The organism is Pseudomonas sp. FSL R10-2964 (assembly GCF_009600035.1).
GTDB classification, from domain to species: domain Bacteria; phylum Pseudomonadota; class Gammaproteobacteria; order Pseudomonadales; family Pseudomonadaceae; genus Aquipseudomonas; species Aquipseudomonas bubulae.
In genome coordinates, this window is record NZ_WIWH01000018.1 from 24,003 (window position 1) to 49,612 (window position 25,610).

General features: G+C 57.4%; 22 protein-coding genes and 1 pseudogene. 9 read left to right on the forward strand and 14 right to left on the reverse strand.

The genetic code is table 11. The features are described 5' to 3' along the window. Positions 1-46 precede the first annotated feature (46 nt). The 3 genes from GHN92_RS12040 to GHN92_RS12050 form a co-directional block, all read right to left on the reverse strand. A complete protein-coding gene (locus GHN92_RS12040) occupies positions 47-448 on the reverse strand; it encodes a hypothetical protein (protein WP_003444076.1) in 402 nt (133 codons plus the stop codon). A gap of 113 nt (positions 449-561) precedes the next feature. After that, positions 562-1,290, reverse strand: coding sequence for a metallophosphoesterase family protein (locus GHN92_RS12045; protein ID WP_016779305.1), 729 nt, complete (start codon positions 1,288-1,290; stop codon positions 562-564). Between the two features lie 144 nt (positions 1,291-1,434). Further along, entirely contained in the window at positions 1,435-1,740 is a 306-nt protein-coding gene (locus GHN92_RS12050; protein ID WP_169716047.1) for a hypothetical protein, read from the reverse strand. A 319-nt stretch (positions 1,741-2,059) separates the two neighbouring features. Between GHN92_RS12050 and GHN92_RS12055 the strand changes: the two genes are divergently transcribed. Then, positions 2,060-2,524 (forward strand): helix-turn-helix domain-containing protein, encoded by a 465-nt coding sequence (locus GHN92_RS12055; protein ID WP_228795880.1) that lies wholly within the window; start codon positions 2,060-2,062, stop codon positions 2,522-2,524. A 112-nt stretch (positions 2,525-2,636) separates the two neighbouring features. On the opposite strand, the gene hrpB is transcribed toward GHN92_RS12055, so the two are convergent. From hrpB to GHN92_RS12085, 6 genes and pseudogenes are all read right to left on the reverse strand, one after another. After that, entirely contained in the window at positions 2,637-5,171 is a 2,535-nt protein-coding gene (gene hrpB / locus GHN92_RS12060) for an ATP-dependent helicase HrpB (RefSeq protein ID WP_016779303.1), read from the reverse strand. A gap of 99 nt (positions 5,172-5,270) precedes the next feature. Further along, on the reverse strand, positions 5,271-5,693 hold the full coding sequence (locus GHN92_RS12065; RefSeq protein ID WP_029611212.1) for a hypothetical protein: 423 nt from the start codon (positions 5,691-5,693) through the stop codon (positions 5,271-5,273). A gap of 177 nt (positions 5,694-5,870) precedes the next feature. After that, on the reverse strand, positions 5,871-7,139 hold the full coding sequence (gene qatC / locus GHN92_RS12070; RefSeq protein WP_016779301.1) for a Qat anti-phage system QueC-like protein QatC: 1,269 nt from the start codon (positions 7,137-7,139) through the stop codon (positions 5,871-5,873). Further along, positions 7,136-8,029, reverse strand: a complete 894-nt coding sequence (gene qatB, locus GHN92_RS12075; protein ID WP_029611211.1) for a Qat anti-phage system associated protein QatB — start codon at positions 8,027-8,029, stop codon at positions 7,136-7,138. The genes qatC and qatB overlap by 4 nt, the downstream gene beginning before the upstream one ends. Beyond that, positions 8,010-9,881, reverse strand: coding sequence for a P-loop NTPase fold protein (locus tag GHN92_RS12080; protein WP_016779298.1), 1,872 nt, complete (start codon positions 9,879-9,881; stop codon positions 8,010-8,012). Before GHN92_RS12080 ends, qatB begins: the two co-directional genes overlap by 20 nt. A 604-nt stretch (positions 9,882-10,485) precedes the next feature. Further along, positions 10,486-10,869: pseudogene (locus tag GHN92_RS12085) on the reverse strand (DEAD/DEAH box helicase); the annotation flags it as partial. 79 nt (positions 10,870-10,948) lie between these two features. Between GHN92_RS12085 and GHN92_RS12090 the strand changes: the two are divergent. Continuing rightward, positions 10,949-11,368: a polyribonucleotide nucleotidyltransferase gene (locus GHN92_RS12090; RefSeq protein ID WP_094999406.1), complete on the forward strand. Its 420-nt coding sequence runs from the start codon at positions 10,949-10,951 to the stop codon at positions 11,366-11,368. A 29-nt stretch (positions 11,369-11,397) separates the two neighbouring features. After that, positions 11,398-12,300 carry a cation diffusion facilitator family transporter gene (locus GHN92_RS12095; RefSeq protein ID WP_094999407.1) on the forward strand — a complete coding sequence of 301 codons (903 nt, stop codon included), beginning with the start codon at positions 11,398-11,400 and terminating at the stop codon, positions 12,298-12,300. Positions 12,301-12,311: 11 nt separating this feature from the next. Here the strand turns inward: GHN92_RS12095 and GHN92_RS12100 are convergent, their stop codons facing one another. Continuing rightward, positions 12,312-13,148 (reverse strand): DUF6515 family protein, encoded by an 837-nt coding sequence (locus tag GHN92_RS12100; protein ID WP_094999408.1) that lies wholly within the window; start codon positions 13,146-13,148, stop codon positions 12,312-12,314. A 397-nt stretch (positions 13,149-13,545) separates the two neighbouring features. On the opposite strand from GHN92_RS12100, the gene GHN92_RS12105 reads away from it, so the two are divergent. Continuing rightward, positions 13,546-14,043: an Lrp/AsnC family transcriptional regulator gene (locus GHN92_RS12105; protein ID WP_016779293.1), complete on the forward strand. Its 498-nt coding sequence runs from the start codon at positions 13,546-13,548 to the stop codon at positions 14,041-14,043. 349 nt (positions 14,044-14,392) lie between these two features. Then, on the forward strand, positions 14,393-14,602 hold the full coding sequence (locus GHN92_RS12110) for a DUF2788 domain-containing protein (protein ID WP_016779292.1): 210 nt from the start codon (positions 14,393-14,395) through the stop codon (positions 14,600-14,602). Here GHN92_RS12110 and GHN92_RS12115 read toward each other — a convergent pair. The 4 genes from GHN92_RS12115 to GHN92_RS12130 form a co-directional block, all read right to left on the reverse strand. Beyond that, positions 14,597-15,163, reverse strand: a complete 567-nt coding sequence (locus GHN92_RS12115) for a pseudouridine synthase (RefSeq protein ID WP_176464972.1) — start codon at positions 15,161-15,163, stop codon at positions 14,597-14,599. The genes GHN92_RS12110 and GHN92_RS12115 overlap by 6 nt on opposite strands. A 136-nt stretch (positions 15,164-15,299) precedes the next feature. Then, positions 15,300-16,772 carry an AMP nucleosidase gene (gene amn / locus GHN92_RS12120; RefSeq protein WP_153327098.1) on the reverse strand — a complete coding sequence of 491 codons (1,473 nt, stop codon included), beginning with the start codon at positions 16,770-16,772 and terminating at the stop codon, positions 15,300-15,302. A gap of 230 nt (positions 16,773-17,002) precedes the next feature. Beyond that, complete coding sequence (locus tag GHN92_RS12125) at positions 17,003-18,652, reverse strand: acyl-CoA dehydrogenase family protein (protein ID WP_153380246.1); 1,650 nt, start codon at positions 18,650-18,652, stop codon at positions 17,003-17,005. Between the two features lie 74 nt (positions 18,653-18,726). After that, positions 18,727-21,105 (reverse strand): hybrid sensor histidine kinase/response regulator, encoded by a 2,379-nt coding sequence (locus GHN92_RS12130; protein ID WP_094999412.1) that lies wholly within the window; start codon positions 21,103-21,105, stop codon positions 18,727-18,729. Between the two features lie 285 nt (positions 21,106-21,390). Between GHN92_RS12130 and GHN92_RS12135 the strand changes: the two genes are divergently transcribed. From GHN92_RS12135 to GHN92_RS12150, 4 genes are all read left to right on the forward strand, one after another. Further along, positions 21,391-22,188, forward strand: a complete 798-nt coding sequence (locus GHN92_RS12135) for a hydroxymethylpyrimidine/phosphomethylpyrimidine kinase (protein WP_094999413.1) — start codon at positions 21,391-21,393, stop codon at positions 22,186-22,188. 17 nt (positions 22,189-22,205) lie between these two features. Next, complete coding sequence (gene thiE / locus GHN92_RS12140; protein WP_153380248.1) at positions 22,206-22,829, forward strand: thiamine phosphate synthase; 624 nt, start codon at positions 22,206-22,208, stop codon at positions 22,827-22,829. Positions 22,830-22,860: 31 nt separating this feature from the next. After that, a complete protein-coding gene (gene hemL, locus GHN92_RS12145) occupies positions 22,861-24,144 on the forward strand; it encodes a glutamate-1-semialdehyde 2,1-aminomutase (RefSeq protein ID WP_095019041.1) in 1,284 nt (427 codons plus the stop codon). 223 nt (positions 24,145-24,367) lie between these two features. Further along, positions 24,368-24,916: a tetratricopeptide repeat protein gene (locus tag GHN92_RS12150; protein ID WP_094999416.1), complete on the forward strand. Its 549-nt coding sequence runs from the start codon at positions 24,368-24,370 to the stop codon at positions 24,914-24,916. The last annotated feature ends 694 nt before the right edge of the window (positions 24,917-25,610 follow it).

A 25,610-nucleotide genomic window follows, 5' to 3' on the forward strand; every position in this document is an offset into this window, starting at 1 on the left:
ACTCAAGCTCCAAAACGACCATGAATACACCGTCGGCCAGCATCGCTCACCCTACCTTCATTGAAAAAGCGGCACCAATGCCAGCCTCTTTTCTCAGTCCAGGCCCAAGCAGGAGATAGACAGTATTTTTGGTTTCAAACATGTAAGCGTTGGAAGACACGCCGAAATTACTGCGTACCCACATGGTGGGTTGAAATCGATTACGGCTATCGAGCACGACCTCATGGGCGAACAGGGTCGCGGGCAATAGACCAAGCCCGGTGAGTTTTTCCTTCTCCGCAGGTGTCACAGTGAGGTCGATCAGGATCCACTGCTCCACAACACAGAAGGCTTTGCCAGGGAAGGCGTTTGCGGCCAATGCAATTAGTTCGTCCTGGGTGCCCTGCCAGCCAGGCATCTCTTCCCCTACGCCGTAAAGCAGCTGCGAGATTTCATTTAAAGTGACCATTCACAACCCTCAAATTCGCTCTAAATACCGACCGTTCGAGCAATCTCATACCCGCTAGTTTTGATCTAGCGACTACGAGCCTAAAGCATGGAACTGCAGAGAAATACTCACCATCAAACCTCTACCAAGCACTCAGGATCGAAGCCTGTACTTTGCCCCCGATATCCGCGCGGATTTGAAAACACTCGGCACCCGTTCTTAAGGAAGTCTGCTGCAAAATGCGTGTGTCCATGTATCCACAGATCAGCCTTACTAAGTAGCTCTGACCAATCGTTCGCATAGGCTGCAGCCAGATGTCCGGGGTGATCGTCACCCAGACGATCCAACACTGGTGCATGGTGTGTGACCACCACTGTTTTGCCGTCGAAAGGTCTATTAAGCTCTTGGGTTAACCATCGGTGAGCCCTCATTGATTTCGCGACTAGGTCATCTGGACGCAGGCGTCTGTAATCCAAGTCGGCTCGAATCACCAAGAAATCGTTCATCGAATCCCAAGCAACGCGCTTTGCCGCAACCACATCACCAGTAGCCGAATAATCCGTCCAGGCCGTTGTGACCAAAAAGCGTGTGCCATCGAGAATGAGCATCTCGTTTTCGAGTACATGCACATGGGGCAATGCAGCGTTTTTCATCTTTCGCAGTGTGTGACCTATGTGGCCGCCGTAATATTCGTGATTGCCACACACATAGATAACAGGGCACTGGAATGTGTCGTTCGCCCATGAGACTCCACGCGATTTGATATCAATATCGCCGGCGAGAATCACTACGTCCGCGTCGCTGGTAGGAGGTTCGAATCGCGAGAATTCGTTATGCAAATCTGAATAAATTTGCAGCTTCATAGCATTTTTCTCTTTATGTAGCAGCAGTAGCTAACGAGCCCACTCGCAGTTCCATGCCAGCCTAGTGCGACCGCTGATGCGCCGTAAAAAGATTAAGTGACATCATCCAGAGTCACAGCCATGTGTCCTCCTGATCATGGAACTTCATTGCCTTGCGCTCGTGTAGATCCGGCCTACATCCGTTACGAACTCGTAGACCGGATTCCTTTCGGTACCGGCCTGAATCCGAATATCGGATAGAGGCTCCATGGTGTATGAGCCCTGATTATTCTTTGCAGGCGGCTGGATAAGATGGATTTTGCTCACGCTCAGGAAATTACCAACCTCTGCTGCGCGCATCATTTGGATGGTGCTCACATCCGTGACGAGATGCGCAACCGGGCCTATGCATCCATCCTCCCATCCCATGCCTTCGATCAGAAATGAGTATTCACAACGACTGATGTCCACTGATCTCCAGAGCATCCGAACACTCTCCGGCGCTTTAAATTGCCCCTGCAGTTCACTGTTATAAGTTACAAACACGGCAAAAAACCCAGTCCTTGCCCTGCCAAACCTTTGATCGGCTTAGCTCAAGGCGATCCTCTAGATAAACGCTGCTAATACATTTGGCAGCCAGATAGGGAAGCTGCTGAAGCATCCCCAATTTGCGGGTCAGCGCGCCGCCCATTGAATGGACATGATAAGGAAGCAGCTCACCAATAACAACATATGATATTTGGTGGGCCTACACGACTGTGGCTCTATTCTTCCTTTTGAGATACTGAACGTGAAGGAAGAGCTAGCCATCACCCTACGCACCATCCGGAAACTGAAAGGATTAGGTTATGAAGCCCTAGCAGGGACTATCAGCCAGAGCAACCTAAGCTTGCTGGAACAAGGGAAAATCCAGGCTACGCTACCGACCCTTGTAAAAGTGGCCGAGACGCTCGGTATCAACCTTCTTACGCTCATGGCGTTGTGCTTGGCGATCCGTGACAAAGAATCTCCCGAGTCCGAGTTGAAAAAGGCGCAAAAGGAACTCCTTTGCTTCATAGAGTCGGGGGGACTCAATATCATGGAGGATCAAATGCAGGATGGCGCGTTGAAAAAGCGCGGTCGTGGCACTCGAGCGAACGCCCAGAGCGTCAGTGCTGTGATTAGCCTGAGAAAGCAGGGCAAGACCCAAGCGGAAGCTGCCCGTGAACTAGGCCTGCCCACATCGACGGTTCAGCGGTATTGGCAGAAGGACTGATCCTTCGGGGGATGACCTTTGACTGCGCCACGCTCCATCAACTGCCAACCGGTAAACAAGCTCTCATTTCGCAGAGTTATAATACGATACCTATAAATTGCCTGAAGCCTAGCTATGTTCCTCTCGGTTTAGCTCGTGCGGTAGCTTCCGCGATCAAAGGGTCATCAGGCCAAAAATGCTTTGGGTACCTACCCTTTAAATCCTTCTTCACCTCGATGTAGGTCGACGCCCAGAAGTTCGCCAAGTCCTGAGTAACCTGTACCGGACGGCGTGCCGGTGACAGAAGATGCAGCTTGAGCACCTGTCGTCCATTCGCAATGCGTGGCGTATCCAATTGCCCGAACAGCTCCTGGAGTCGCACTGCAAGAACCGGAGGTCGCTCACTGTAGTCGATTCGAATATTCGATCCAGACGGTACCGAAACCGTCTGGGGCGCCTGGGAATCAAGCTGCTGCGGAAGAGGCCAGAGCAGAAGGTTGCGCAGGACGGACGATAAGTCGAGCTGGCCAAAATGACTGAGGCGAGTGACTTTACCGACATATGGCCCCAACCACTCTTCCAGGGACTGCAGCAATGCCTCATCACGTAGGTCAGGCCACTCACTTCGGTTACCCGACTCTTCATCCAATATGCGCAGCAACTCCACCCTCGCCTGCCACTGGCGAAGCTCGGGCGTCCAGGGCAAAAGCTCCAAACCCTTACGACGAACAAAGTTAAGCAACGCCTGTACACGAGCCTCATCGCCCAGGTTGGCCAGTTGTGAGCGGGACAAAATCAACTCCCCTACTTTCACTTGTCGCTCAGCGCGCAAAGCACCTTCCCGCTCATCCCAGTAGAGCTCGTCCACCTGGGTAACCTGTTCTTTCAGCACAGTCTCGAACAATGCTTCGTCCAAGTCGGCCGCGAGGTAGATTCGCTCTTCCCGCTGCCCCTGTCGGCTACCCAAGTCAGCGATCACCAGCCACGAATGCTTCATCAGCACATCGGTCTCGGTGAACATCGCCGCACGACCATTCGCCAAACGATACTCAGCCCCGCCAGCGCGGCGCTGTTGCGCTACCCGATCGGGATAGGCCAAGGCCAGCAGGCAGCCCACCCATTGAGGGTGGTTTGAATCAGCGACTGGCTGCGATGCTTGGCCGCGCAAGAATGACCGATATTGCCTAGCGAGTTGCTTCGCGCGTTGGCCCCCCCCTTGCTCCCCGCGCTGTGCTCTCTGCTCACCGGACATGATGGCCAAACGGCTGTGAAGGTCTGCTCCACCACCACGCTGAATATCGCGCTCGCCGAGCAACGCTGCAATGTTACACGCCGTCTCAGTCAGACCCAGCTCGTGACCTCGCAATAGGAGATGAGCAATCCGTGGATGACTCGGCAGCTCTGCCATAGCTTGCCCGTGCTTTGTCAGTTGCCCATCTGGTTGCAACGCGCCAAGGCGCCGAAGCAAATCGCTCGCTTGGGAGTAAGCAGCTGCGGGCGGAGCATCAAGCCACTTCAGGTCACCCGGCTGCACGCCCCACTTCGTCAATTGGAGAGCTAAGCCTGTGAGATCTGCCTGCTGAATTTCAGGTGAACTGAAAGCGGGAATCTGATCATGCTGGGCTTCAGACCAGAGTCGATAGCACACACCTGGCTCGATTCGGCCTGCTCGACCAGCGCGCTGAGTTGCACTTGCTTTGGATATGCGTTGAGTGTCCAAGCGGGTCATACTGCTGCGAGGGTCGAAGCGAGGAACCCGCTCAAGTCCTGCATCGATAACGACACGCACACCGTCGATGGTAATACTCGTCTCAGCGATGTTCGTTGCCAGTACTACCTTCCGCTTTCCTGATGGGGCAGGATCAATCGCAGCCCGCTGCTGATTCAGGTCGAGCTCGCCGTGAAGAGGGCAAAGAAGTACGTCAGGCTGAAGGGATGGAGAGTTGCTCAGAGCCTCTTCCAAGCCCGTCACGACTCGACGAATCTCCGCTTGGCCTGGAAGGAAGACCAGCACGCTGCCGGTCTGTTCAGCGAGCGCATCCAAGCACGCACTGATGACTCGCGGCTCGATGTACTCACCCGGCTGTTGGGGCTTGCTCCAGATCGTCTTAACCGGAAACATCCGGCCCTCGCTGGTCACGATTGGAGCATCATCAAGCAAGCGCGATAGCCTCTCCCCTTCAAGTGTTGCCGACATCAGCAGCACCTTCAGTGGTGCATCATCGCGGAAGAGTTCGCGGCCATTGAGAGTCAGAGCTAGGGCTAGATCCGCATCCAAATTTCGGAGGTGGAATTCATCGAAGATCACCAAGCCGACACCGTCGAGAGAAGGATCGCTCTGCAGACGGCGCGCCAGGATCCCCTCTGTCACCACCTCAATTCGCGTCTTCGGCCCGACCTTACTATCCAGGCGAATGCGATACCCAACGGTCTCACCGACCTTCTCACCAAGCTCACTGGCCATTCGCTCCGCAGCTGCGCGCGCTGCAAGCCGTCGTGGCTCGAGCATGATAATCGTCTGCCCTCGCAGCCAAGGCTCGTTGAGCAAAGCGAGCGGGACGAGCGTCGTCTTACCGGCACCTGGCGGTGCTTGGAGCACCACTTCATCTCGTTTGTGGAGGGCTTCAAGAAGAGCCGGCAACGCGGCATTGATCGGCAATGAACTCATGTGTACTCCTGCGACATGCGGGGCAGTATACAAAGGTTCGTCTGGTAGCGGCTCTGCGTGGCAGATTACTGGCCAAACCGGCCCGCTACCCGCCATTCTTCAGTTGCTGAAGAAGCCTTTTGCCACATCCAGAATCCCGCCCGAAACAAACAAACCAATAATGATTTGCTTATGCTCGGCGAAGAAACTCCACTCATTCAGTCCTAAGCCAACCCCGAGAAGAAGGCTCGTAATGAGCATGTATCGCCACGTTGGAGCGAAGATCTTGACGAGATTTGCAACCGAAGTGTGCTTGATGAATTCATCGACATGCTCATTGTAAGCACGCCCCAGGATGACAGCAGTCACAAGCAGAGCACCGGCCAATCCAAGTGCCATCCACTGGGTTAGCGGAACAAAAAACAACGCGCCACTCCCCACAAAAAGCCATTTACCAAGCGCGGCGAGCTTCTGGCTGTAATCCTGCGCGACCTGCTCAAAGCACCACGGCATACGCGGATCGAAAAACCCAGCATCCAACATGCACTTCTCCACAGCTCTCATTAATGTCGTAAAAAGGTACTCCCTAGCTGACTTACCAGCGCACATCAGCCTTCACGGCCTTGTAAAGGTCAACCCGTGAGGTTACCTATGTCGATGCCGCACTTGAAGCACAGCATCGACTCGCACTGAGCTTTACGAGGCGTTGCGATGAATCAGCTAGGTGATTTGGTAGGCCCGGTGCAGGTGGCCAAGCTCGTTCAATCCTCTAGCAAGCATCGCATTGTAGCCAGCTCGATCCTGGATAAAGGGCGAAAAGAGACAATGTCCCAGCCAGTGCTCAAATCCCTCTTGGGCAACATTGGCTAACGCCATGCCAACAGATCGCACGTCCTCAAACTTCCCGTGCTGCAGATCATCCTGACTTAGGTTGTCGTAAACATACCGGGTGTCGTCGCCTATCGCAGCCCAGCGTTTGAAGGAAGCACGACGCACCTGGCAAGGCACACACCGCCCACAGTGCTTGTAGCCGAAACGTTGGAAACGCCCGCAACTGGTTGAGGCCACAGCATGCTCTTTGAGCAGCTCTTGGTTTCGGCATGCGGCGAGCATTTCACCCTTGGTCATTAGGGCATAAGGGTTTCGGATTTGCACATTGATGCTGGCAGCATCAAAGATCTGTTGGAGCCGTCCAAGGTACTCAGGATGTGCTGTTCTTGTGCTCAGGCTCCCCAACCTCGACATCGTTAAGGGAGGGTTAATGGCAATGAAGCCGTTCTCACAGATGTAGAGTGGGACTGTCTCACCCCGATGGTAACGATCAAGCGAGGTCGCCACCGCAAGTCCAAATGCCAAGAAAATGATTGAGCGCGCACGCTGCGAAGGCTCTTGTTGGCCAGGGGACTTGGTAACGTGATTGAGGCCAATCCGGTTCAAACCCAGGCTCTTCGCGAAGGTGGCCTGCTTCTCTCCATCGCCTCTCACAATCTGGCTAACCGCGTAAGGCTTCACGCCCTGCTCCACCAAGTCGATGGCACCAATCAAGCTGTCTAGCCCGCCCGACAGCAGCACCACTGAATCTTCGCTTGGGTGCAAGGCCTGCAGCTGAGCAGGAGGGCCAAAACCGCCCGCATGGAAAGAAAGCGTCCAACGATCCGTGGTGAGGAAACGCAAAGCCCCTTCAAGTGCTCGCGCCTGGCTATTCCAGAAAACCGTATCCTGAACGGCGATCTCGAGATTGATCACGCGCGTCCAAGCATCAGCGCTCTTTGCCCGAATAGCAGTGAAGTCTGCCGCCACTACCGCAAGCGCAATGCTTAGGAAATCCCAAGCTTGGGGATTGATCTCCAGGTGGGCTTTCTCCAGAAGCTCTCGAGCATAACCACCTACGCTTACCTGCCCTTTCTCTGCCTTGCCGTAGATCACCACCTGAATGGCATCTTCGGCGCCCGGCACACTGAAGCCAACTGGGCCGCACACGAATTTCATTCTACGTACCCCTCAAACACTTCAAAGGTGTCTTGCAACGCTTGCGTGACCATCTGGGATATTCGACCCGTGGTCAAACGCGCACTCGATGCAGCGATCTTGCGGAACGATGCGGAGACGCACTCTCTGATGTAATCCTTGATCTCCTTCAAGCGACGCACTGCAATGGACGCCGACTTGGCCTTTTCCTGGATAGTTTTGCCTAGGTCGAGCTCAAACCGATGGAACACGTCCATCGCAGTAAAACGCTCGATGGCAAACTCCCGCTGCTCAACCGACAGATTGAGTAGATCGGCATCTGGATAACGCACTAGAACATCAGAAAGCGAGCCTCGAATGGAAGCACGCTCGGCCTCTGCATCTTGGGTACCGTCCACTGGACGCACCGCTTCAACCAGCGCATCCATGACCTCAGAAGCAGATTTGCCCTGCCACAGGGCAGGATCAAGCACGGCTGGGCCGGTTTGATTATTACTACCAGCGACAGCTTCCAGCGTGTTGCCAAACACACCCGCGATCGACGCAGTGCCGCCAAAGCGAGCAGTGGTGGTTTTGGCGCCGCCGTACCCATGACGCACATACTCCCGAAGGCTCTTGCGCAAGCTACCGCGATCACCATTGCTCGCGTAGTCGCCAAGGCCACGTCGGGCACCACCGAATCGCCCTGGCGGCGCTAGGGGTGGAGGTGCCTGCGGCATTGGTCTGGGATCATCGACAACGTCATCGCCGTCTTTAGGCTCGTCCTTATCCGGTTCAGGTGGCCCATCGTCATGAGGGTCATCCTCCGGAGGCTCTGGCGGCTTAGAAGGTAACGGCGGCAGCGGAGGTGTCCACGGTGGTACAAACGGCAGGCCTTTTCCAGGCCCATCGTTATTTTGTGAGGTTCCCATCGAATTTCCTTATTGCAGCCTTCACCGGCCCGCTGACGTCAGCCGTCAGCCAGAATTCGTACACCGACTTTGCCCATGTTTCATCGGTTAGCTTCGGCACAATACCCGCTTGGATTTGGGCAGGCGGACGCTCCTTCAGAAATGCAGCCAGTCGATGCCCCTGCTGGGCATCAAGCCGTCCAACAACCAGCAAAGCTTCAAGAATGTCTGGGACGCCCCACTCTTGTTCACCGCCCGCCTTATCCAGGAGGCGATCCATCAGCACGTTGATCTCGACCGGTGCGATGAGCGCCAACCGGCTTTTGAGATGCATGGCCATTCCCGGCGTTTCGAGTAGCGCGGTCAGCAACTCCGCTGCTTCCGACGAAAGCCGATCTTCGTCCGTAATGATCGGCGCATGCTCACGACTGACGTAAATCGCTCCACGCAGGTCTTTGTCCGCCAATGCAGGAGGCAGAGCTAGCCACTCTTTCACGAAAAGCTGATCCCAGGGCTGCAGCAGTGACAGATTCTTGCCTTTTTTGATATCCGCTTCCCACTCGCCGAGCATGGCTGGCTTGCCATTTTTATCGGTAGCCACGGCTTTCATCAGTTCCTCGTAAGCCTTGGGATTGCCGCTTCGCTCGAACAGCATCAGCTTAACCAGCACAGCCTCGTCGACACCGACACCTTGGGCGCGAGAGATGCTCATCCGGATAGCTAGGGCGTTCAGGAAACGCTTGATGAGTCGGGGGTTACCCTGGATACCAGAAGCCGACGTCATGACAGCGGCCAGGCGCTCAGCAGTGTCAAACTTGCCGATCAGCTCTGTTGGGTAGTCGTTGTACAAGCCTTGCATAAAGGCGCGATCTACCCGACTACCCTGCCAAGTTGTCCGAAGCTGCCCGCGTACTTTGATACGGATTTCTTCGAGCACGTCCTTGGGGAGCGTGCTGTTCTCCAAGAACAGCATCATCATGTAGGCCCTGACTTCCTGGGTGCCCAGAGGAGGAACCCTAATCGGCACCTGAATCAGCTTGTCGAAGTAGCTGGTGACGAGGACATCGTCAGGCACACCGCTGAAGTGCTTGCGAACGGCGTGCTTGATCATCTCGTTGTCAGCGGCAATCACGAATGCCGTGTTGCGCAGGAACAGGAAGAGTCGGATGGCTTCCAGTGTAGAAATCGTCGTTTCGGGTAGACAGCGATCCAAGTCGTCGATCAGCACGACCAGCGTAACACCCAGATCATCCAAGATAGCCTCAAAATTATCCCTGAGCGCTTGAATCTCTTTCGGTGGAGACTTCTTGGGAGGCGCGCTATGAAAGAGTTTCTCAGCCTCCTGCTTGGCCTGCTCAGCAGTGTCGTGCAGTGTTTCAATCGTGTCCTGATCAACCGTTCCGGATCGAAGTCGATCAACCAGCCCGATGATCTCGCCCAGCAGCCCAGGTGTCGGTGCACCAGTCGCAAACGAAATGGCCGTGCTGCTGGCGAGCTTCGCAGCACGCAACCAATCGACACGTGATACCAACTCAGCTGCTTTTTGCAGCCCCTTTGCTCGCTTCTGGGCCTCAGCCTCTAGGCGTGATGCGATCACATCCATTAGGGCGGCTCGGGCGTCGTCGTAGCCCTGGTATAGCCACGCATTGAACTCGACGAACACGAAGTCCTTAGCCTGCTTCTCATTGCGCTCGGGCGGGTCTTTAAGGGACGCCTGGATCAGCTTGATCATCGACGACTTGCCCGCTCCCCAAGCACCGGACACGCCGATGGAAATTGGACGGCCGTTCGCCTGATAGACGATCTCGGCAACTGTGTCAGCAACCCCAGAGAAATTAAGGAAGTCTACTTCCGTCTCGTTATCAACCCACATAGCGACCCTCCCTGGAAGTCTTTGACGTGAAGCGATGGCAACAACGCGCCATAGTAGCCCTCGCGCTGAGCAATTGGCCACTACCACAGCGTTTCGGGTTGTGAGTTCTCAGCAAGGTTGTTCAGGGTGAGGTAACAACCCACTTTCAGCGTTCGTTCAGCCTGAAGATGGCGAGAGTAGTATCGCTTGAGATTACTCAAATGGGGGCGGGGGTGGGGGTGGGGGTGGGATGATGACAGGGTGTGACTGCGGAATTTGGAAGGGAAGGTGAATTATAGGTGCGTCAGGACGGGATTAGGACGTCGTCACTCTATGGAGTCACCGTGCTGAACCCGCATCCGCCTTCTTACCTCCAGATCTTGCCTTTGTCATCCACTTGTCATCCACTCTCCCGTTCATGAATTTCAATCTGCTGCTGATCCAAGGAAATCACTCGGATTGCGACGACATAGCGCACCCTACTTCATCTAGCATATCGGGGAGGTGGGTAAAGAAATCGCAGGATGATGGAGCTAAAGGGGAAGAAGGAGCAGGAGCATCAATGCCTTGTGGGCAGTGATTGATTATCCTGATAAGCAAAAGCAGAAACAGAACAAATCAGCAAATCATGGAACTCGTCAAAAATCAGCAGGCCCACCCCTTCCAGCGACGGATCGTGCTGCAGACGTCGAGTAAGGATGCCCTCGGTGACCACTTCGATACGGGTGTTGGGGCCGACCTTGCTGTCGAGGCGTATACGGTAACCTACGGTTTCGCCAACCTTTTCACCCAGTTCACTGGCCAGCCGCTCGGCCGCCGCACGGGCCGCCAGGCGCCGGGGTTCGAGCATCAGGATCTTCTGCCCGGCCAGCCAGGGCTCGTTGAGCAGGGCCAGCGGCACACGGGTGGTTTTACCGGCGCCGGGCGGCGCTTCGAGCACGGTTTCATGGCGCTCGGCCAGGGCCAGGCGCAGCGCAGGTAAAACTTCATCAATCGGCAAAGAAATCATGGTGGCTCCAGAACAGAGCGGCGAGTATAACGGCGAACAGTAATGATCCAGTCCTTTGAACATGTTTGAGGTTTTAAGTATGCGTATGCCTTCGCGAGTAATCGGCGGTGTCGTGGTTGCGGCACTGTTCACCCAATTGACTGCTTGCGGCAGTATTTTCTTTCCAGACCGCCGCGGCCAGATCGACGGCAAGATCGACCCCATGATCGTCGTACTGGATGCCGTGGGCCTGCTGTTTTATGTGATCCCGGGGCTGATCGCCTTCGGTGTCGACTTCGCCACCGGCGCAATTTATTTCCCGCCGGGCAAGACCGCACAAATCGCCCCGGAAAAACTGCGCGAAGCCATCGGCGCAGACGGCAAGGTGGATAACGCCAAGCTCCAGGCCATCCTTGAAAGCGAACTGGGCCGCAGCTTTCCGCTGAACGATCCACGCCTGATCCAGCACCGGGGCAGCGCCCAGCAACTGGCTATGTATGGCTTGCAGCCAGCAGCCTGAAGCACGTCATCATTCATCAGGAAAGCACCATGACCAGCAGCCCGGAACACGCCCGCCTGTTACGTCTGGCAACCCGCGCATCAGTGGCGGTGGCCAGCCTGTTGATCGTAACCAAGGCCATCGCGTGGTGGCTCAGTGGCTCGATCAGCATGCTCGCCGGCCTGACCGACTCGCTGCTCGATGGCGTAACTTCGTTTCTCAATTTGCTGGCCGTGCATTACGCGCTGCGTCCCGCCGATGAGGATCACCGATATGGTCACGGCAAAGCCGAGTCCCTGGCGGGCATGGCGCAAGCGCTGTTTATTGGCGTGAGTGCAGTGCTGATTGCCTTTCAGGCGGTGGAACGGCTGAAAAACCCGGAGCCGGTAGGCGCACCGTGGATCGGAATTGGCGTCATTGTCTTTTCGTTGCTGATGACCGTGGCACTGCTGGTGCTGCAACACCGGGTGATCAAGGCCACGGGGTCCAACGCGGTGCGCGCCGACTCGCTGCATTACCGCTCGGACCTGATGCTCAATGGCAGTATTTTGCTGGCGCTGGTGCTGGCCAGTGTGGGTTTCCCGCAGCTGGACGCCTGGTTTGGCCTGGGGATTGCGGTGTATATCCTGTGGAGCGCACTGCAGATCGCCCGTGAGAGTTTTGCCGTGTTGATGGATCAGGAGTTACCCACGGATGTCAGTGAAAACATGCTGAATCTGGCCTGCAGCGTGCCCGGCGTGCTCGGCGCCCACGACCTGCGCACACGGATCTCGGGCAATACCTGGTTTGTGCAGTTTCACCTGGAGCTGCCGGGTGAACTGACGTTGTCCGCAGCCCATAGCATCTGTGACCGCGCGGCTGAAGCCATTGAACAGGTCTATCCGCGGGCCGAAGTGCTGGTGCATGCAGACCCGAAGGAAGTGGTCAAACCGAGGCTGAGCAAGGCTCCTTAGCAGGCTTCAGATCAATACGTCACTTGATAACCACGACTGCTCAGGCAACTGCCCTGCGCCTGCCGATAGGCTTGCACCACTTGCGCCGCTGGGGCGTATGTCGCCTTGGCAGGGTCGAAGCCGCTTTGCTCCACAGCCCAGCGATAGCAGTCATAACGGTCCTGACCGATTTGGGCCGGGCTTTGACCGTTCATCGGGTAAGCCACCATCTCATAGTTGTTGCTCGCGGGCTGTTGGTAGACCGTCGGCGGCTGGACCACGATGTAATCGCGAGTTGCAGGTTGATAGGCGTAATACGCCCCCGCCGCGAGAAACATCAAGGTACTGCCAAACCACACTTCCCTAGCGTAATCAGGCAAAAACCCTACGCGCAGTCCATAAGGTGGCTGCACCACGATGTAACGCGGGCCTTGAGGGCGATACCAGTAGCCGCCTGAAAAGTAGTAATTCTGGCCGCGATACGGCACTTGCCAGTGCTGACCGGGGAACCGCTCTACCACATTACCCGGGCGATATTGCGGCCCCGGGCCCCAGCCATTGCCATGCCCGGACGGGCGACCGGCCCAGCGCTGGTCGTTGGGATGACGGTTATTCGGGCCAGGAGCGTAACCGCCGCCATACCAATTCTGATTGCCGCCCCGGTTCGGCGACTGAGTCTGCTGAACCCTGTCGGGGCGCGGCTGGATCGGCAGGTTATTACCTTGTTGATTCGGCCGCGGCTGATGATTGTCTGCACCCTGTGGCCGACCTTGCCAGCCGCCATCACCACGCTCATCGGCCAACACCTGGCCGCTGACGCTCACAAAGAGCACGCCAACTGTAGCCAAACGCCAGATACGCGATTTCATGCTGTTTCTCACTGAAGGACAGGGCTTATAGATAAGACTGGGGTTTCAGGAAGCGGTTCTACGCCAGGCAGTGCATAACGCAACTTATTTTTTGCCAGACGAAAAAAGGGCGACCCGTCGGTCGCCCCTTGAATTCTCTGTCCTGGCTCAACACTTGTGATGTTGGCTCACCTCGCTCCGTCTTCTGGACAGTGCGTAGCCCGGGGGCCGGGGCAACCCTGTGGGGTTGGCGGCCGCGGCTGGCCTGATTCGGCGGGCCGCAGTGGACTCTATGTCCGGGCAGTGATTCTGGTTTAAAGAATAGGCGTTTGGCCGCGGCAGGCGATTGCGAAGATTGCTCGATAAAACATTACTTGCGCAATTTTTGACTTAAGGTGGATACTTTCACGCAATAGTTATGACAAAGGGTAACTTCGTGAGCAAACTCGACCGGTATGACCTGAGCATTTTGGCGGAATTGCAGCGTGACGCACGCATCTCTAACCAGGAACTGGCCGAACGTATTGGCCTGTCGCCATCTCCTTGCTCGCGCCGCGTTAAACAGCTTGAGGATGACGGCTACATCAGCCGTCAGGTGGCGCTGCTCGACCGCAAACTGCTGGGCTTGAGCCTTACAGCCTACGTGCTTATCGGAATGGACCGACATACACCAGAGCGTTTCGAGAACTTCGAAGCCTGCATCCGCGCCCTGCCGCAGGTGCTGGAATGCAGCCTGGTGACCGGCATGGACGCCGACTACCAACTGAAAGTGGTGGTTGCCGACATGGACCACTACCAGAAGCTGCTGCTGGGCGAATTGACCCGTATCGAAGGCGTAACCAGCGTGCGTTCGAGCTTTGTGCTCAATCAGGTGCTCAACAGCACCGAGCTGCCGCTGACCCATTTGCGCACGTAAAAATAGAACCTGTAGATACTCTGTTGCAGGTCAAGCCCTATTGTGGGAGCGAGCCTGCTCGCGAACGACCTTCGCGAGCAGGCTCGCTCCCACAGTTGCAGTGTTCCTGCAGCTGCCGAGGAACGAAGGCTGCGTTCGGCTGCGAAGCAGTCGTAAAATCAGCCCACGCGATTCTTCAGTTGTAACGCGCACTCTGATCTTGCGATTGCTTCACAATCGAACGCAGCTTCGTGCCTTCAGCAGCTGCTACGGGTGTAGCGACATCCTCTCACTACCCAGATCAATATCCCCACACTTCCCTGGCGTATACTCCTACGGCTTTTTCCCACGATGTCGCCGGAGAATACCGATGGATCCTGCCGTACTTGAAGAATGGATGATGACGATTCTGGTCAGCGTGCTGATCATTTTCATGGCCTTTATCGTCTGGGATCTGGCGAAGAAGTCCAAAGCTGGACGCTTCGGCTCCATGATCCTGTTTTTCGTCCTCGGCCTGGGCGTTGCCGCGTTTATCATCAAAAGCGTGGTCATCGGCCTGATCGAATCCGGAGCCCTATAGCCGCGCCGGAACTTCCCGGTACTGCCCCTGCTCCAGCCCTTCAATGCTCCAGTCACCAATGCGTACCCGCACCAGGCGCAAGGTCGGCAAGCCCACTGCCGCGGTCATACGCCGCACCTGACGGTTGCGACCTTCACGGATCACCAGTTCCAGCCAGGCGGTCGGGATACTTTTGCGAAAGCGTACCGGCGGGTTGCGCGGCCATAGCTGCGGCTCGTCCAGGGCACGCGCTTCGGCAGGCAGGGTCTTGCCGTCATTGAGTTCAACGCCATCACGCAACTGCTGCAGTTGCTCCGGCGTGGGCTCGCCTTCAACTTGAACCCAGTAGGTCTTGGGTAATTTGTGCTTGGGGTCGGCTATCCGCGCCTGCAACTGGCCATCATTGGTCAACAGCAGCAAACCTTCACTGTCCCTGTCCAGTCGCCCGGCCGGGTAGATGCCCGGAATCGGGATAAAGTCCTTGAGCGTGGCGCGCCCGCCTTCGTCGCTGAACTGGGTCAGCACATCGAAGGGTTTATTGAACAGATACAGCTTGGGATCAGACGGCGGCGCTTTGGCCACGCGGCGATTGGCAGCTGGCGCGGTGAGGCTTTTCGAGGCCGGGCGGCGTGGGGCGGGACGAGACATGACAAAAAAGGCTATCTAGCGATCAGGGCTGGCAATGCTAGTCCCCCGATCGCTAAATGACCATCACCGATCAACGGAACGGCGGTTCATCAAAGCTGCGCAGCTTGCGCGAATGCAGGGAGTTGAGCTGGCTGCGCATCAAGTCCACGGCAGCAATACCGATTTTCAAATGCTGGCTGACCGCGCGCTCATAGAAGGCATTAGCCGAACCTGGCAGTTTGATTTCACTGTGCAGCGGTTTGTCCGACACACACAACAGCGTGCCATACGGGACGCGCAAGCGATAACCCTGGGCAGCAATGGTGCCGCTTTCCATGTCCACGGCAACAGCACGGGACAGGTTGATCAGCGGACGTTCCTGAGCCCAGCGCAGCTCCCAGTTACGATCGTCATAGGTCAGTACGGTGCCGGTACGCAGGCGTTTTTTCAGCTCATCGCCGCGCTCACCGGTAACCTGTGCGGCAGCCTCCTGCAGTGCCAGCTGGACTTCAGCCAGGGCCGGAATCGGAATGTTCGGCGGCACGACCCGATCAAGAATGCCGTCGCGACGCATGTAGGCGTGGGCCAACACATAATCGCCAATGGTCTGCGACTGGCGCAGACCGCCGCAGTGACCAATCATCAGCCAGCAATGCGGACGCAGCACGGCCAGGTGGTCGGTAATGTTTTTCGCATTGGACGGGCCGACGCCAATATTGACCAGCGTCACGCCATGACCATCACTGGCCTGCAAGTGATACGCCGGCATCTGGTAGCGATGCCACACCACCCCCGCCGCGATGGCCTGGGCCTCGCCGTAGTCCATCGATTTTTCGATGATCACATTGCCCGGCATCACCATGCGCACAAAGCGCGGGTTGTCGCGCAATTGCTCAAGGCCATGGAGGATGAACTGGTCAACATAGCGATGGTAGTTGGTCAGCAGAATCCACGGCTGCACATGGCGCCAGTCGCTGCCGGTGTAGTGCACCAGGCGGCGCAGGGAGAAGTCGACCCGCGCGGCGTCGAACAGCGCCAGGGGCAACGGATCGGTGTTTTCCCAGTCGTACAGGCCATCGGCGATGCCGTCGGTGGCAGCAGACAGGTCGGTGCTCGGAAACACCCGCGCCAGCGCAGCAGCGGTAACGCCGGAGCCGGCCAGTTCATCACCTTGCTCGACCACATAAGGGTAAGGAATATTTTGCTCACTGACGCCGACTTCTACTTCAACGGTGAAGTCGCGCATCAAGGGCACCAGCTGTTCCAGCAGGTAGTTACGGAAAGAGGCGGGATGGGTGACGGTCACACTGTAGGTGCCCGGTAACTGGACCTTGGCATAAGCACGGGTGGTGGTCGGCACTTCACCGTTGATACGGTAGGTCAAACGCAGTTCGGGGTAGCGAAACAGCGCGCGTTCTTGCGCAGAGGGTTCAACCCGATCCTTGAGATAACGCTTGAGTGCCTGACTCAAGGCCGTGGTTGCGCGCTCGTGCAAGGCAGCAAGCCGGTCAACGGCCTCTTCAGCGGTGGAAACGACAATAAAAGCTTCGGTCACGATAAGCATCCTGTCTTCTGAACGGGCAGGCCTTTATCTTGCCTGTGTCGATGGCTAAAGGCAGCTACAAAATTGCCTGCCGAAGATTTCCTGTGGCTGCTGGGGATAAACAGAATATCGGCTGCCTCACGCAAATCCGTGTGGGAGCGGGCTTGCCCGCGATGGCATCGACCGGGTCTGGCAGATAAAACCCGTCGTCTGCATCGCAGGCAAGCCAGCTCCCACAGGGTTGGGGATATTCAGGCAACCTGCGGGGTGGCGCGGGCAACGATGGCTGCCACATTCAAACCCCGCGGCAATGTACCGTAAACCCGGCCGCTGCCCTGTAGCCGGCTGGCGATAAAGGCGTCGCTGACATCGCTGTTACCAGCCTCAAGCAGCAGTTTTGCCTGTAGGCCAAGGGCGATATCTTCTGTCAGTTGGCGAGCGCGATACTGGATATCGTCAGTGTCGTTGAGCGCCGCCTTAAGCTGCACAATGTGCTGCCCCAGGCGCACATCGCCATGCCCGTCGCCCAACTCGGCAAACAGCGCATCGAGCACGCCCGGCTCTTTGGACAAGGCTCGCAACACGTCCAGGCACTGCACATTACCCGACCCTTCCCACGTCGAATTGACCGGCGCCTCGCGATACAGGCGCGGCAGGATGCTGTCTTCGACATAACCTGCGCCCCCCATGCATTCGGCCGCTTCGTTGATCATGGCTGGAGCCCGCTTGCAGATCCAGTACTTGCCCACCGCTGTGACCAACCGGGAAAACCTGGCCTCATGCGGGTCATCCGGATTGTCCAGCGCCCGCCCCATGCGCAGGCTCAGGGCCAGTGCCGCCTCGCTTTCCAGCGCCAGGTCAGCCAATACGTTCTGCATCAGTGGCTGATCTGCCAACACCCGACCGCCCACCAGTCGATGGGCGCAATGATGGCTGGCCTGGGTCAGCGCCTGACGCATCAAGGCACTGGAGCCGACCATGCAGTCGAACCGGGTCATGGCGACCATTTCAATAATGGTCGGCACGCCACGACCTTCTTCGCCGATCATCCAGGCCAATGCCCCACGAAACTCAACTTCACTGGAGGCGTTGGAGCTATTGCCCAGTTTGTTCTTCAGGCGCTGAATATAGAATTCGTTGCGGCTGCCATCCGGACGATGGCGCGGCAGCAAAAAGCAGCTCAGGCCTTTTTCGGTTTGGGCCAGGGTCAGAAAGCCGTCACACATGGGTGCCGAGCAGAACCATTTGTGCCCCAGCAGTTCATAGGCCTGCCCCGGCCCTTTGGCCCCTACGGGGTAAGCCCGCGTGGTATTGGCACGCACATCGGTGCCGCCCTGTTTTTCAGTCATGGCCATGCCCAGGGTCACGCCGGCCTTTTGGCTGATATCGACATTACGCGGGTCATATTCAGTGGCCAGCACTTTGGGCAGCCAGATGGCAGCCAGGTCCGGTTGCAGACGCAAGGCCGGCACGCTGGCGAAGGTCATGGTCAAGGGGCAGCCGCTGCCCGCTTCGGCCTGGCTGTGCAGGTAGGTCATGGATGCGCGGGCCACATGGGCACCGGGTTGCGGGTGGGCCCAGGGCAAGGACGGCAAACCATGCTCAATCGCCGTGCGCATCAGTTCGTGGTAAGCCGGGTGAAACTCCACCAGATCAATCCGATGCCCGAAACGGTCATGGCTGACAAACTGCGGTTTGTTTTCATTGGCCAGAAAACCCGCAGCCATCAGCGGGCCGCCCGCCAGGGCACCGTACTCGTCAATCCGCGCCTGCGCCCATCCCGCGCCGAAATGCTGGCTCCAATACTGCAACGGCAGGTCAATGCGGTACAGGTTCACGCCGTCCATTGACGGCGGTTGATTGGTCACCTGATGGGTTTCTGCGTATTGATGCAAGTTCATTGCGCGGGCTCCTTGGGATCGTACCAATGAGCCAGTGAAGCACGCATCTGCGGCTAAACAAGGGGCATAAACGCCTAAAACTCGGCGTTTTTATCGTTATTGTCGATCAGCAGGCGTTGCGCCAAGGTCTGTTGCAAGTCCTCAAAACGCAGCGGTTTCAGCAGATAATCCGTGATCCCGTCGACCTGCTCGCGAGCTTGCTGTGCCTGGGCTTGCGACTCGAACAGCGCCAGCACGGGCAACTGCGCACAGGCGGCCAATGTCAGCAGCTGGCTGCCCATCGACGTAGCACAGACCTGGGCCAACGGGCACGCCAGCAGCACCGCATCGACCCGCTCGCGGCGCAACGCTTCTATGGCCGCCTGCCCCGTGTCAACGCCGAGCACGCGATAACCCAGTTTGAGCAACATGGCGCGCACTACCACAGGGTTTTCCGGGCCTTCTACCAGCAAGACCACACACTCCCCGGGCGCCCTCAGCTGCAACGCCGAATGAGTCGTGTGCGGCTGGGTTTGCACCGAGGGTTCGAGTTCCAGCAATAGCTGGAACTGTGAGCCTTGCCCCGGCTGGGAATGGTGGGTCAGGCGCCCGCCGAGCAGTTCCACAAGGCGCCGGCAAATCGCCAGGCCGATACCCAGGCCGCCATATTCACGGGTCATGGAGCCATCAACCTGAAAGAAGTGCTGATAAAGTTCGGCCTCTTCCTGGTGAACAAAACCAATGCCGCTGTCGATTACATTGAACGCCAGCGCCCAGCGCCCGGTCTCTGCGGGTTTACCGGTAACACGCAAAATCACCCCGCCCTCACGGGTGAACTTGATCGCGTTATCCAGCAGGCACTCCATGCACTGGCGAATTTTATCCGCATCACCTACCCATTGATCCGGCAGGTTGCGGCCCACTTCGTACGAAAACTCCAGCCCTTTACTGCGTGCCGCCGGCCTGAACTGATCGCTCAGCCCCTGCAGCAGTTCATTCAGGCTGAAGGGCCGGGGTTGCGCGACCAGTCGTCCGGCCTGCAGTTCGGTCAGGGTCAGGATGCCATTGACCATGTGCATCATTTCTCGTGCTGAACCTTGCGCAGTCTTGGTGTACTGCTCCAGCTCAGGGCTCATGTCCAGGGTTTTGATCAATTCCAGAGAGCCAATGACACCGTTCATGGGCGTGCGCAATTCATGGGTAACGGTTGCCAGAAACTCGTCTTTGAGCTGGTTGGTACGGGCCAGTTGCTGGTTCATGGCGGCCAGTTTCTGTCCCGATTCCTGCAGCGTACGCGCCTGCAGGTCACGCATGGCGTTGATCCGGTCGGCAAGCGCCAGCGACAGCAGCCCCACCTCGATTGCCGAACCTATCTGGCTGGCGTACATGGTCAGGAAAACGTTCGGCAGGTAACCCAGCACCATCAGCGTATTGACCAGCCCCCCGAGCAGGAAGGCCGACCAGGCGATCACAAAATAACGCGCGACCCGCAGGCCACGTACCCATGCCACCACACCAGCGGTAAAAATGGTGACAATAAACGCCAGCGCCAGGCCGGTGGCCAGGCGCAACGACACGGCATAGCTGGTGGTCAGTGCGAGCACCATCACCAGAGCACCCACGCCCATCAGCAACATCAGTGCCCGGTCAAGCCAGCGGCTGTGGGAGGCGGTGTGCAAGAAGGAGCGGGCGAACTGGCAACCAAAAAACGCCGATGCACCAATCAGGAACGGGGTGGAGGCATTGGCCCACCACGGGCTGTCAGGCCAGAAGTACTGCACTGCCGCACCGTTGACCGACAGCTGGTAAAGGCCGAACGAGGCAATATAAAAGATGTAGTAGAGGTAGCTGGTGTCACGCACGCTGAGGTAAATAAACAGGTTGTAGACCAGCATCCCCAGCAACACGCCATAAATCAGGCCCAGGATGTAAATCCGCACGGGCTGCTCTTCAAGATAGGCCTGGGCCGACCATAGCGTCAGCGGCGCCTGAACCGAACCCTGACTGGCCAGACGCAGGTACACCGTCTGGCTTTGCCCCGGGCTGAAGTTGAGCTCAAACAGGTAATTATTTTCTTTGATCTGACGACTGTCGAAGGGCAGTGCATCACCCGTTCGCTCGGCCAGCCGGTAATTGCCCGCGGCGTCTGCCAGGTAAAGCTCGATGGAATCAAGCGGCGGGTATGCCAGCTCCAGCAGCCAGGTGCGATGCACCTGCGGGTCTTGTGGCTGATAGTGCAAATCCACTTTGATCCAGAAGGCCGAGTGCGAGTAGCCCTTGTTCAGCGTGTCTTTGGTATGGGGCTCGAACAGTTCGCCGTGTGCGGTGACATCTGCCAGAGTCGCTTCGCCGCCCGCGTCTTCGAACACCTGCATCACGCGGCCCAAGGGCAGGCTTTGTGTGGATTCGTCAAAAGCGACTGCGCTGGCCAGCATCGGTAGCCAGCCCAACAACATCATCAGCAAATAGCGCATACAGCCCCAACGTAGCTCACTCGAAGACGCGGGCAACCCCATATTCCCTTTGAGATCGCGTCGACCGAATGACCGGTTAATAATTTGAAGGCACTTTAACATAGCCATTAATGGCACATACACACCATCTAACAATTCATCACAAAGGCTCTAGTACGGGCATTACAGAGCTAAATAAGCGCTGAGGCCGAAGATTCTTAAGGCCAGGCAACGGCTTACAAACTTCCACTAACCTGACACCGAGCAAGCGCCCGCAAAAACTGTTTGGTGGTAAGCTCGCGCACCATGAATATCTACAGTTCTCGCCCCGTTGTCCTCTGTCTCTCCGGCCATGACCCCAGTGGTGGTGCCGGCTTGCAGGCAGATATCGAAGCCCTGCTGGCTCAAGGCTGTCACGCCGCCCCGGTAGTGACCGCCCTGACTGTGCAGAACACTGTCAATGTCCGCGACTTCCGCGTGCTGGATCGCGAGTGGGTACTGGCGCAAGCCGATGCCGTGCTCGGCGACTCCACCGTTGCGGCGGTCAAGCTGGGCATGCTCGGTTCACTGGAGATGGTCGATACCGTAGTCGAACTGCTTCAGGCCAATCCGCATCTGCCGATGGTCTGTGACCCGGTGCTGCGTGCAGGCGGTGGCGGACGACTGGGCAAGGACGAAGTGGGTTACGCCATGCGCGAACGCCTGCTCCCCCTGGCCACCATTGCCACCCCCAACCTTCCCGAAGCCCGCATCCTGGCCGAACTGCCCGATGGCAGCGCCGATGAGTGCGCTGAAAAACTCCTGCCATTTTGTCGGCACCTGCTGATCACCGGCGGTCACGGTGATGAGCACGAAGTGCATAACCGCCTGTACAGCCGCGACGGCAGCCGCCACACCTTTACCTGCCATCGCTTGCCGGGCAGTTACCACGGCTCGGGTTGCACCCTGGCCAGCACGTTGGCCGGGCGCCTGGCCATCGGTGAAGAACTGGTCAGCGCCGTGCAAACCGCGCTCAATTACACATGGCGCACCCTGCGTGATGCAGAGCAACTGGGGCAAGGGCAATTTGTACCGCGCCGCTTGCCGCTGGATTTTTGCTCGTAACCAATGAGGCTCACCCCATGACGCTTCGCGGCCTGTATGCGATCACTGATAGCCAGTTGCTGGCTGGCAAACTGCTGCCCTATGTGGAGGCGGCCCTCGATGGCGGCCTGACCCTGTTGCAATATCGCGACAAAAGCACTGACGACGCCCGCCGACTGCGCGAGGCCGAAGCCTTGCGCGGGTTGTGCGAACGCTACAAGGCACACCTGATCATCAACGATGATGGCGAGCTGGCCGCCCGCCTGGGTGTCGGCGTGCACCTGGGGCAGACCGACGGCCCGCTGACCCCTGCCCGCGCCCTGCTGGGGCCACAGGCAATTATCGGTTCGACCTGCCACAGCCAGGTCGAACTGGCCGAGCAAGCCGCCAAAGAAGGTGCGAGTTATGTCGCCTTTGGCCGCTTTTTCAATTCCAGCACCAAACCCGGGGCGCCAACCGCTACCCTTGAGACCCTGGACCAGACCCGCGCCCGCCTCAGCCTGCCGATCTGCGTGATAGGCGGAATTACCCTGGACAATGCCGCGTCGCTGGTGGCCCACGGTGCCGACCTGCTGGCCGTGGTGCATGGCCTGTTTGGCGCCGAAAGCGCCCGGGAAGTCACCCTGCGCGCCAAGGCCTTCAACACCTTGTTGTCTATTTAAATACCGAATCCTGATTCTGAGAGAGCCCACCATGTCTCGTTCCGAAACCCTGTTTGCCAACGCCCAGAAACACATTCCCGGTGGCGTGAACTCGCCAGTGCGTGCCTTCAAAAGCGTGGGCGGCACGCCGTTGTTCTTCAAACACGCCGAAGGCGCCTACGTGACTGACGAGGACGACAAGCGTTATGTCGATTACGTCGGCTCGTGGGGCCCGATGATTCTTGGGCACAGCCACCCTGACGTGCTGGACGCAGTACGGGCGCAACTGGAGCACGGCCTGTCGTACGGCGCCCCGACCGCCATGGAAACCGAAATGGCCGATCTGGTGTGCTCCATCGTACCGTCAATGGAAATGGTGCGCATGGTCAGCTCCGGCACTGAAGCGACCATGAGCGCGATCCGTCTGGCCCGTGGCTTCACTGGCCGCGACAATATCCTCAAGTTTGAAGGCTGCTACCACGGTCACTCCGACAGCCTGCTGGTAAAAGCCGGTTCCGGCCTGCTGACCCAGGGCGTGCCAAGCTCGGCTGGCGTGCCGGCAGATTTCGCCAAGCACACCCTGACCACCGAGTTCAACAATATCGACGCGGTTGCACAGCTGCTGAGCGAAGTCGGCGACACCGTGGCCTGCATCATCGTCGAACCGGTTGCCGGCAACATGAACTGCGTGCCGCCTGCGCCAGGCTTCCTTGAAGGTCTGCGCAGCCTGTGCGACCAGCACGGCGTGGTTCTGATCTTTGACGAAGTGATGACCGGCTTCCGCGTCGCCCTCGGCGGTGCCCAAGCCCACTACGGCGTGACGCCGGACCTGAGTACCTTCGGCAAGATCATCGGTGGCGGCATGCCCGTCGGCTGCTTTGGCGGCAAACGCGAGATCATGCAGCACATCGCGCCGCTGGGCCCGGTTTACCAGGCGGGCACCCTGTCCGGCAACCCGCTGGCCATGGCCGCCGGCCTGACCACTTTGCGCCTGATCAGCCGCCCGGGCTTCCACGCCGAGCTGAGCGATTACACCACCCGCCTGCTCGATGGCCTGCAACAGCGCGCCGACGCGGCCGGCATCCCCTTCGTGACCACACAGGCCGGCGGTATGTTTGGCCTGTACTTCAGCGGCGCCGATGACATTGTCACCTTTGACGACGTCATGGCCAGCGATGCCGACCTGTTCAAGCGCTTCTTCCATTTGATGCTCGAAGGAGGCGTATACCTGGCACCCAGCGCCTTCGAAGCCGGTTTCACCTCGATCGCCCACGGCGAAGCCGAGTTGCAACTGACCCTGGACGCCGCAGAACGCGCATTTGCTGCACTGAAATAATCCAAGAAACGGCAAGGGCGAGCGCCCTTGCCGTTTTTTTATGCCAGTAATGAGCAGATCTTTTAGCCCACCCGTCCATAATCGTCTTAAATCAATGGATATCGCGCTCAGGCAGCAGAAAAACGAGTAAAGACTTTGTAAGGTTGCCTCTGCTTATTTCATAATGCGCGCCTATACATCCCATGATCGGGTTAACCCGTCATCCAGAGGTACGTCGATTCCCATGAACCGCACCGGCCGCGCCCTTGCACTGGGCTGCCTGTTGCTCCTACAGCCGTTGCTTGCCCAGGCAGGCGGTAACTCGTTGTTGATCCCAGCGATGGGTCGCTGCACCCTCAATACTCAGCCTGAGGACCTCGCCGAGGCGCTTGCAGCCTGTGAAGAGGCGGCAAAAGCCGGGGATGCAGAAGCCGAATACGAGTTGGGCGAGTTCTATTACGACGGTAAAAACACCCCGCAAGACTTCAACAAGGCGCTGAGCTACTTCGAAAAAGCCTCGCTGCAAGGCCACGCCATGGCCCAGTTCCAGCTCGGCACCATGTTTTTCAAAGGCGAAGGCGTGCCGGCCAACAACATTCAGGCCTATATCGTGCTGAAAATGGCTGCGGTCAACGGCGCCGAAGACGCCCTGGACACCGCCGACATGGTGGCCGAGCAAATGCCGCGCGACCAGCTCGAAACGGCTACCCAGATACTCGGACAGATCTTCCGCAAGTATTTGCAGGAGCTGCAATCTACCGACGCCCGCTCGCCGTTTTCACCATTGCCCTGATTTCAAACCCTTACTGGTTTGCTGGCGACAACGTGCCTGTGCCGGATACGGCTTTTCCTGGATGTCATCCGAATGTTCAGCGATTAAATTACCCGTCGCCCCCAATGACATTGAAAGCATCACGGCCACTACAGAAAAAATCGCCAGCACATACGAAATCAACGCCAGGTCACTCGCGTGCTTGTGAGCCACCAAAGTCCGCAAGAATGTTATTCCGTAATAGGGCATGACTCGACTGATGGTGAGTGGCACTAATAGAGCGACGCATGAATTTTTCATAGCGCATCACTTAACCCTGCACCGAAAACATTTTTTACCCAACTCAACTTAATGCTGCGCCTGCACAACCTCAAACGCTACGTGAAGACCAACCTCGTCTTATGCATTATGCACACGGGGTGATTCATGGGCTGAGCGCTGCAGCTTGAAGCTGTTAAATATATATCTAGGTAATTATTCTTACGCCAAATAAAGATTAACCTTACTTAAGCTTAAGTTAACTTGATTACGTTGTTTTCACCCATGATTATTATGCCCATCATTGTTCAAAGCCCTGTTTTAGAGCCTTGAACAGAATATGATGATAGGCCGCGACCCTCGATTTAACGGGTTTGACCCGTTACAAGAAACAACTCATGATTTCCTCTCGCTGCCCACGGTCTTGCGCTGCGCAGTAGCTATTGGCGTGTCATCA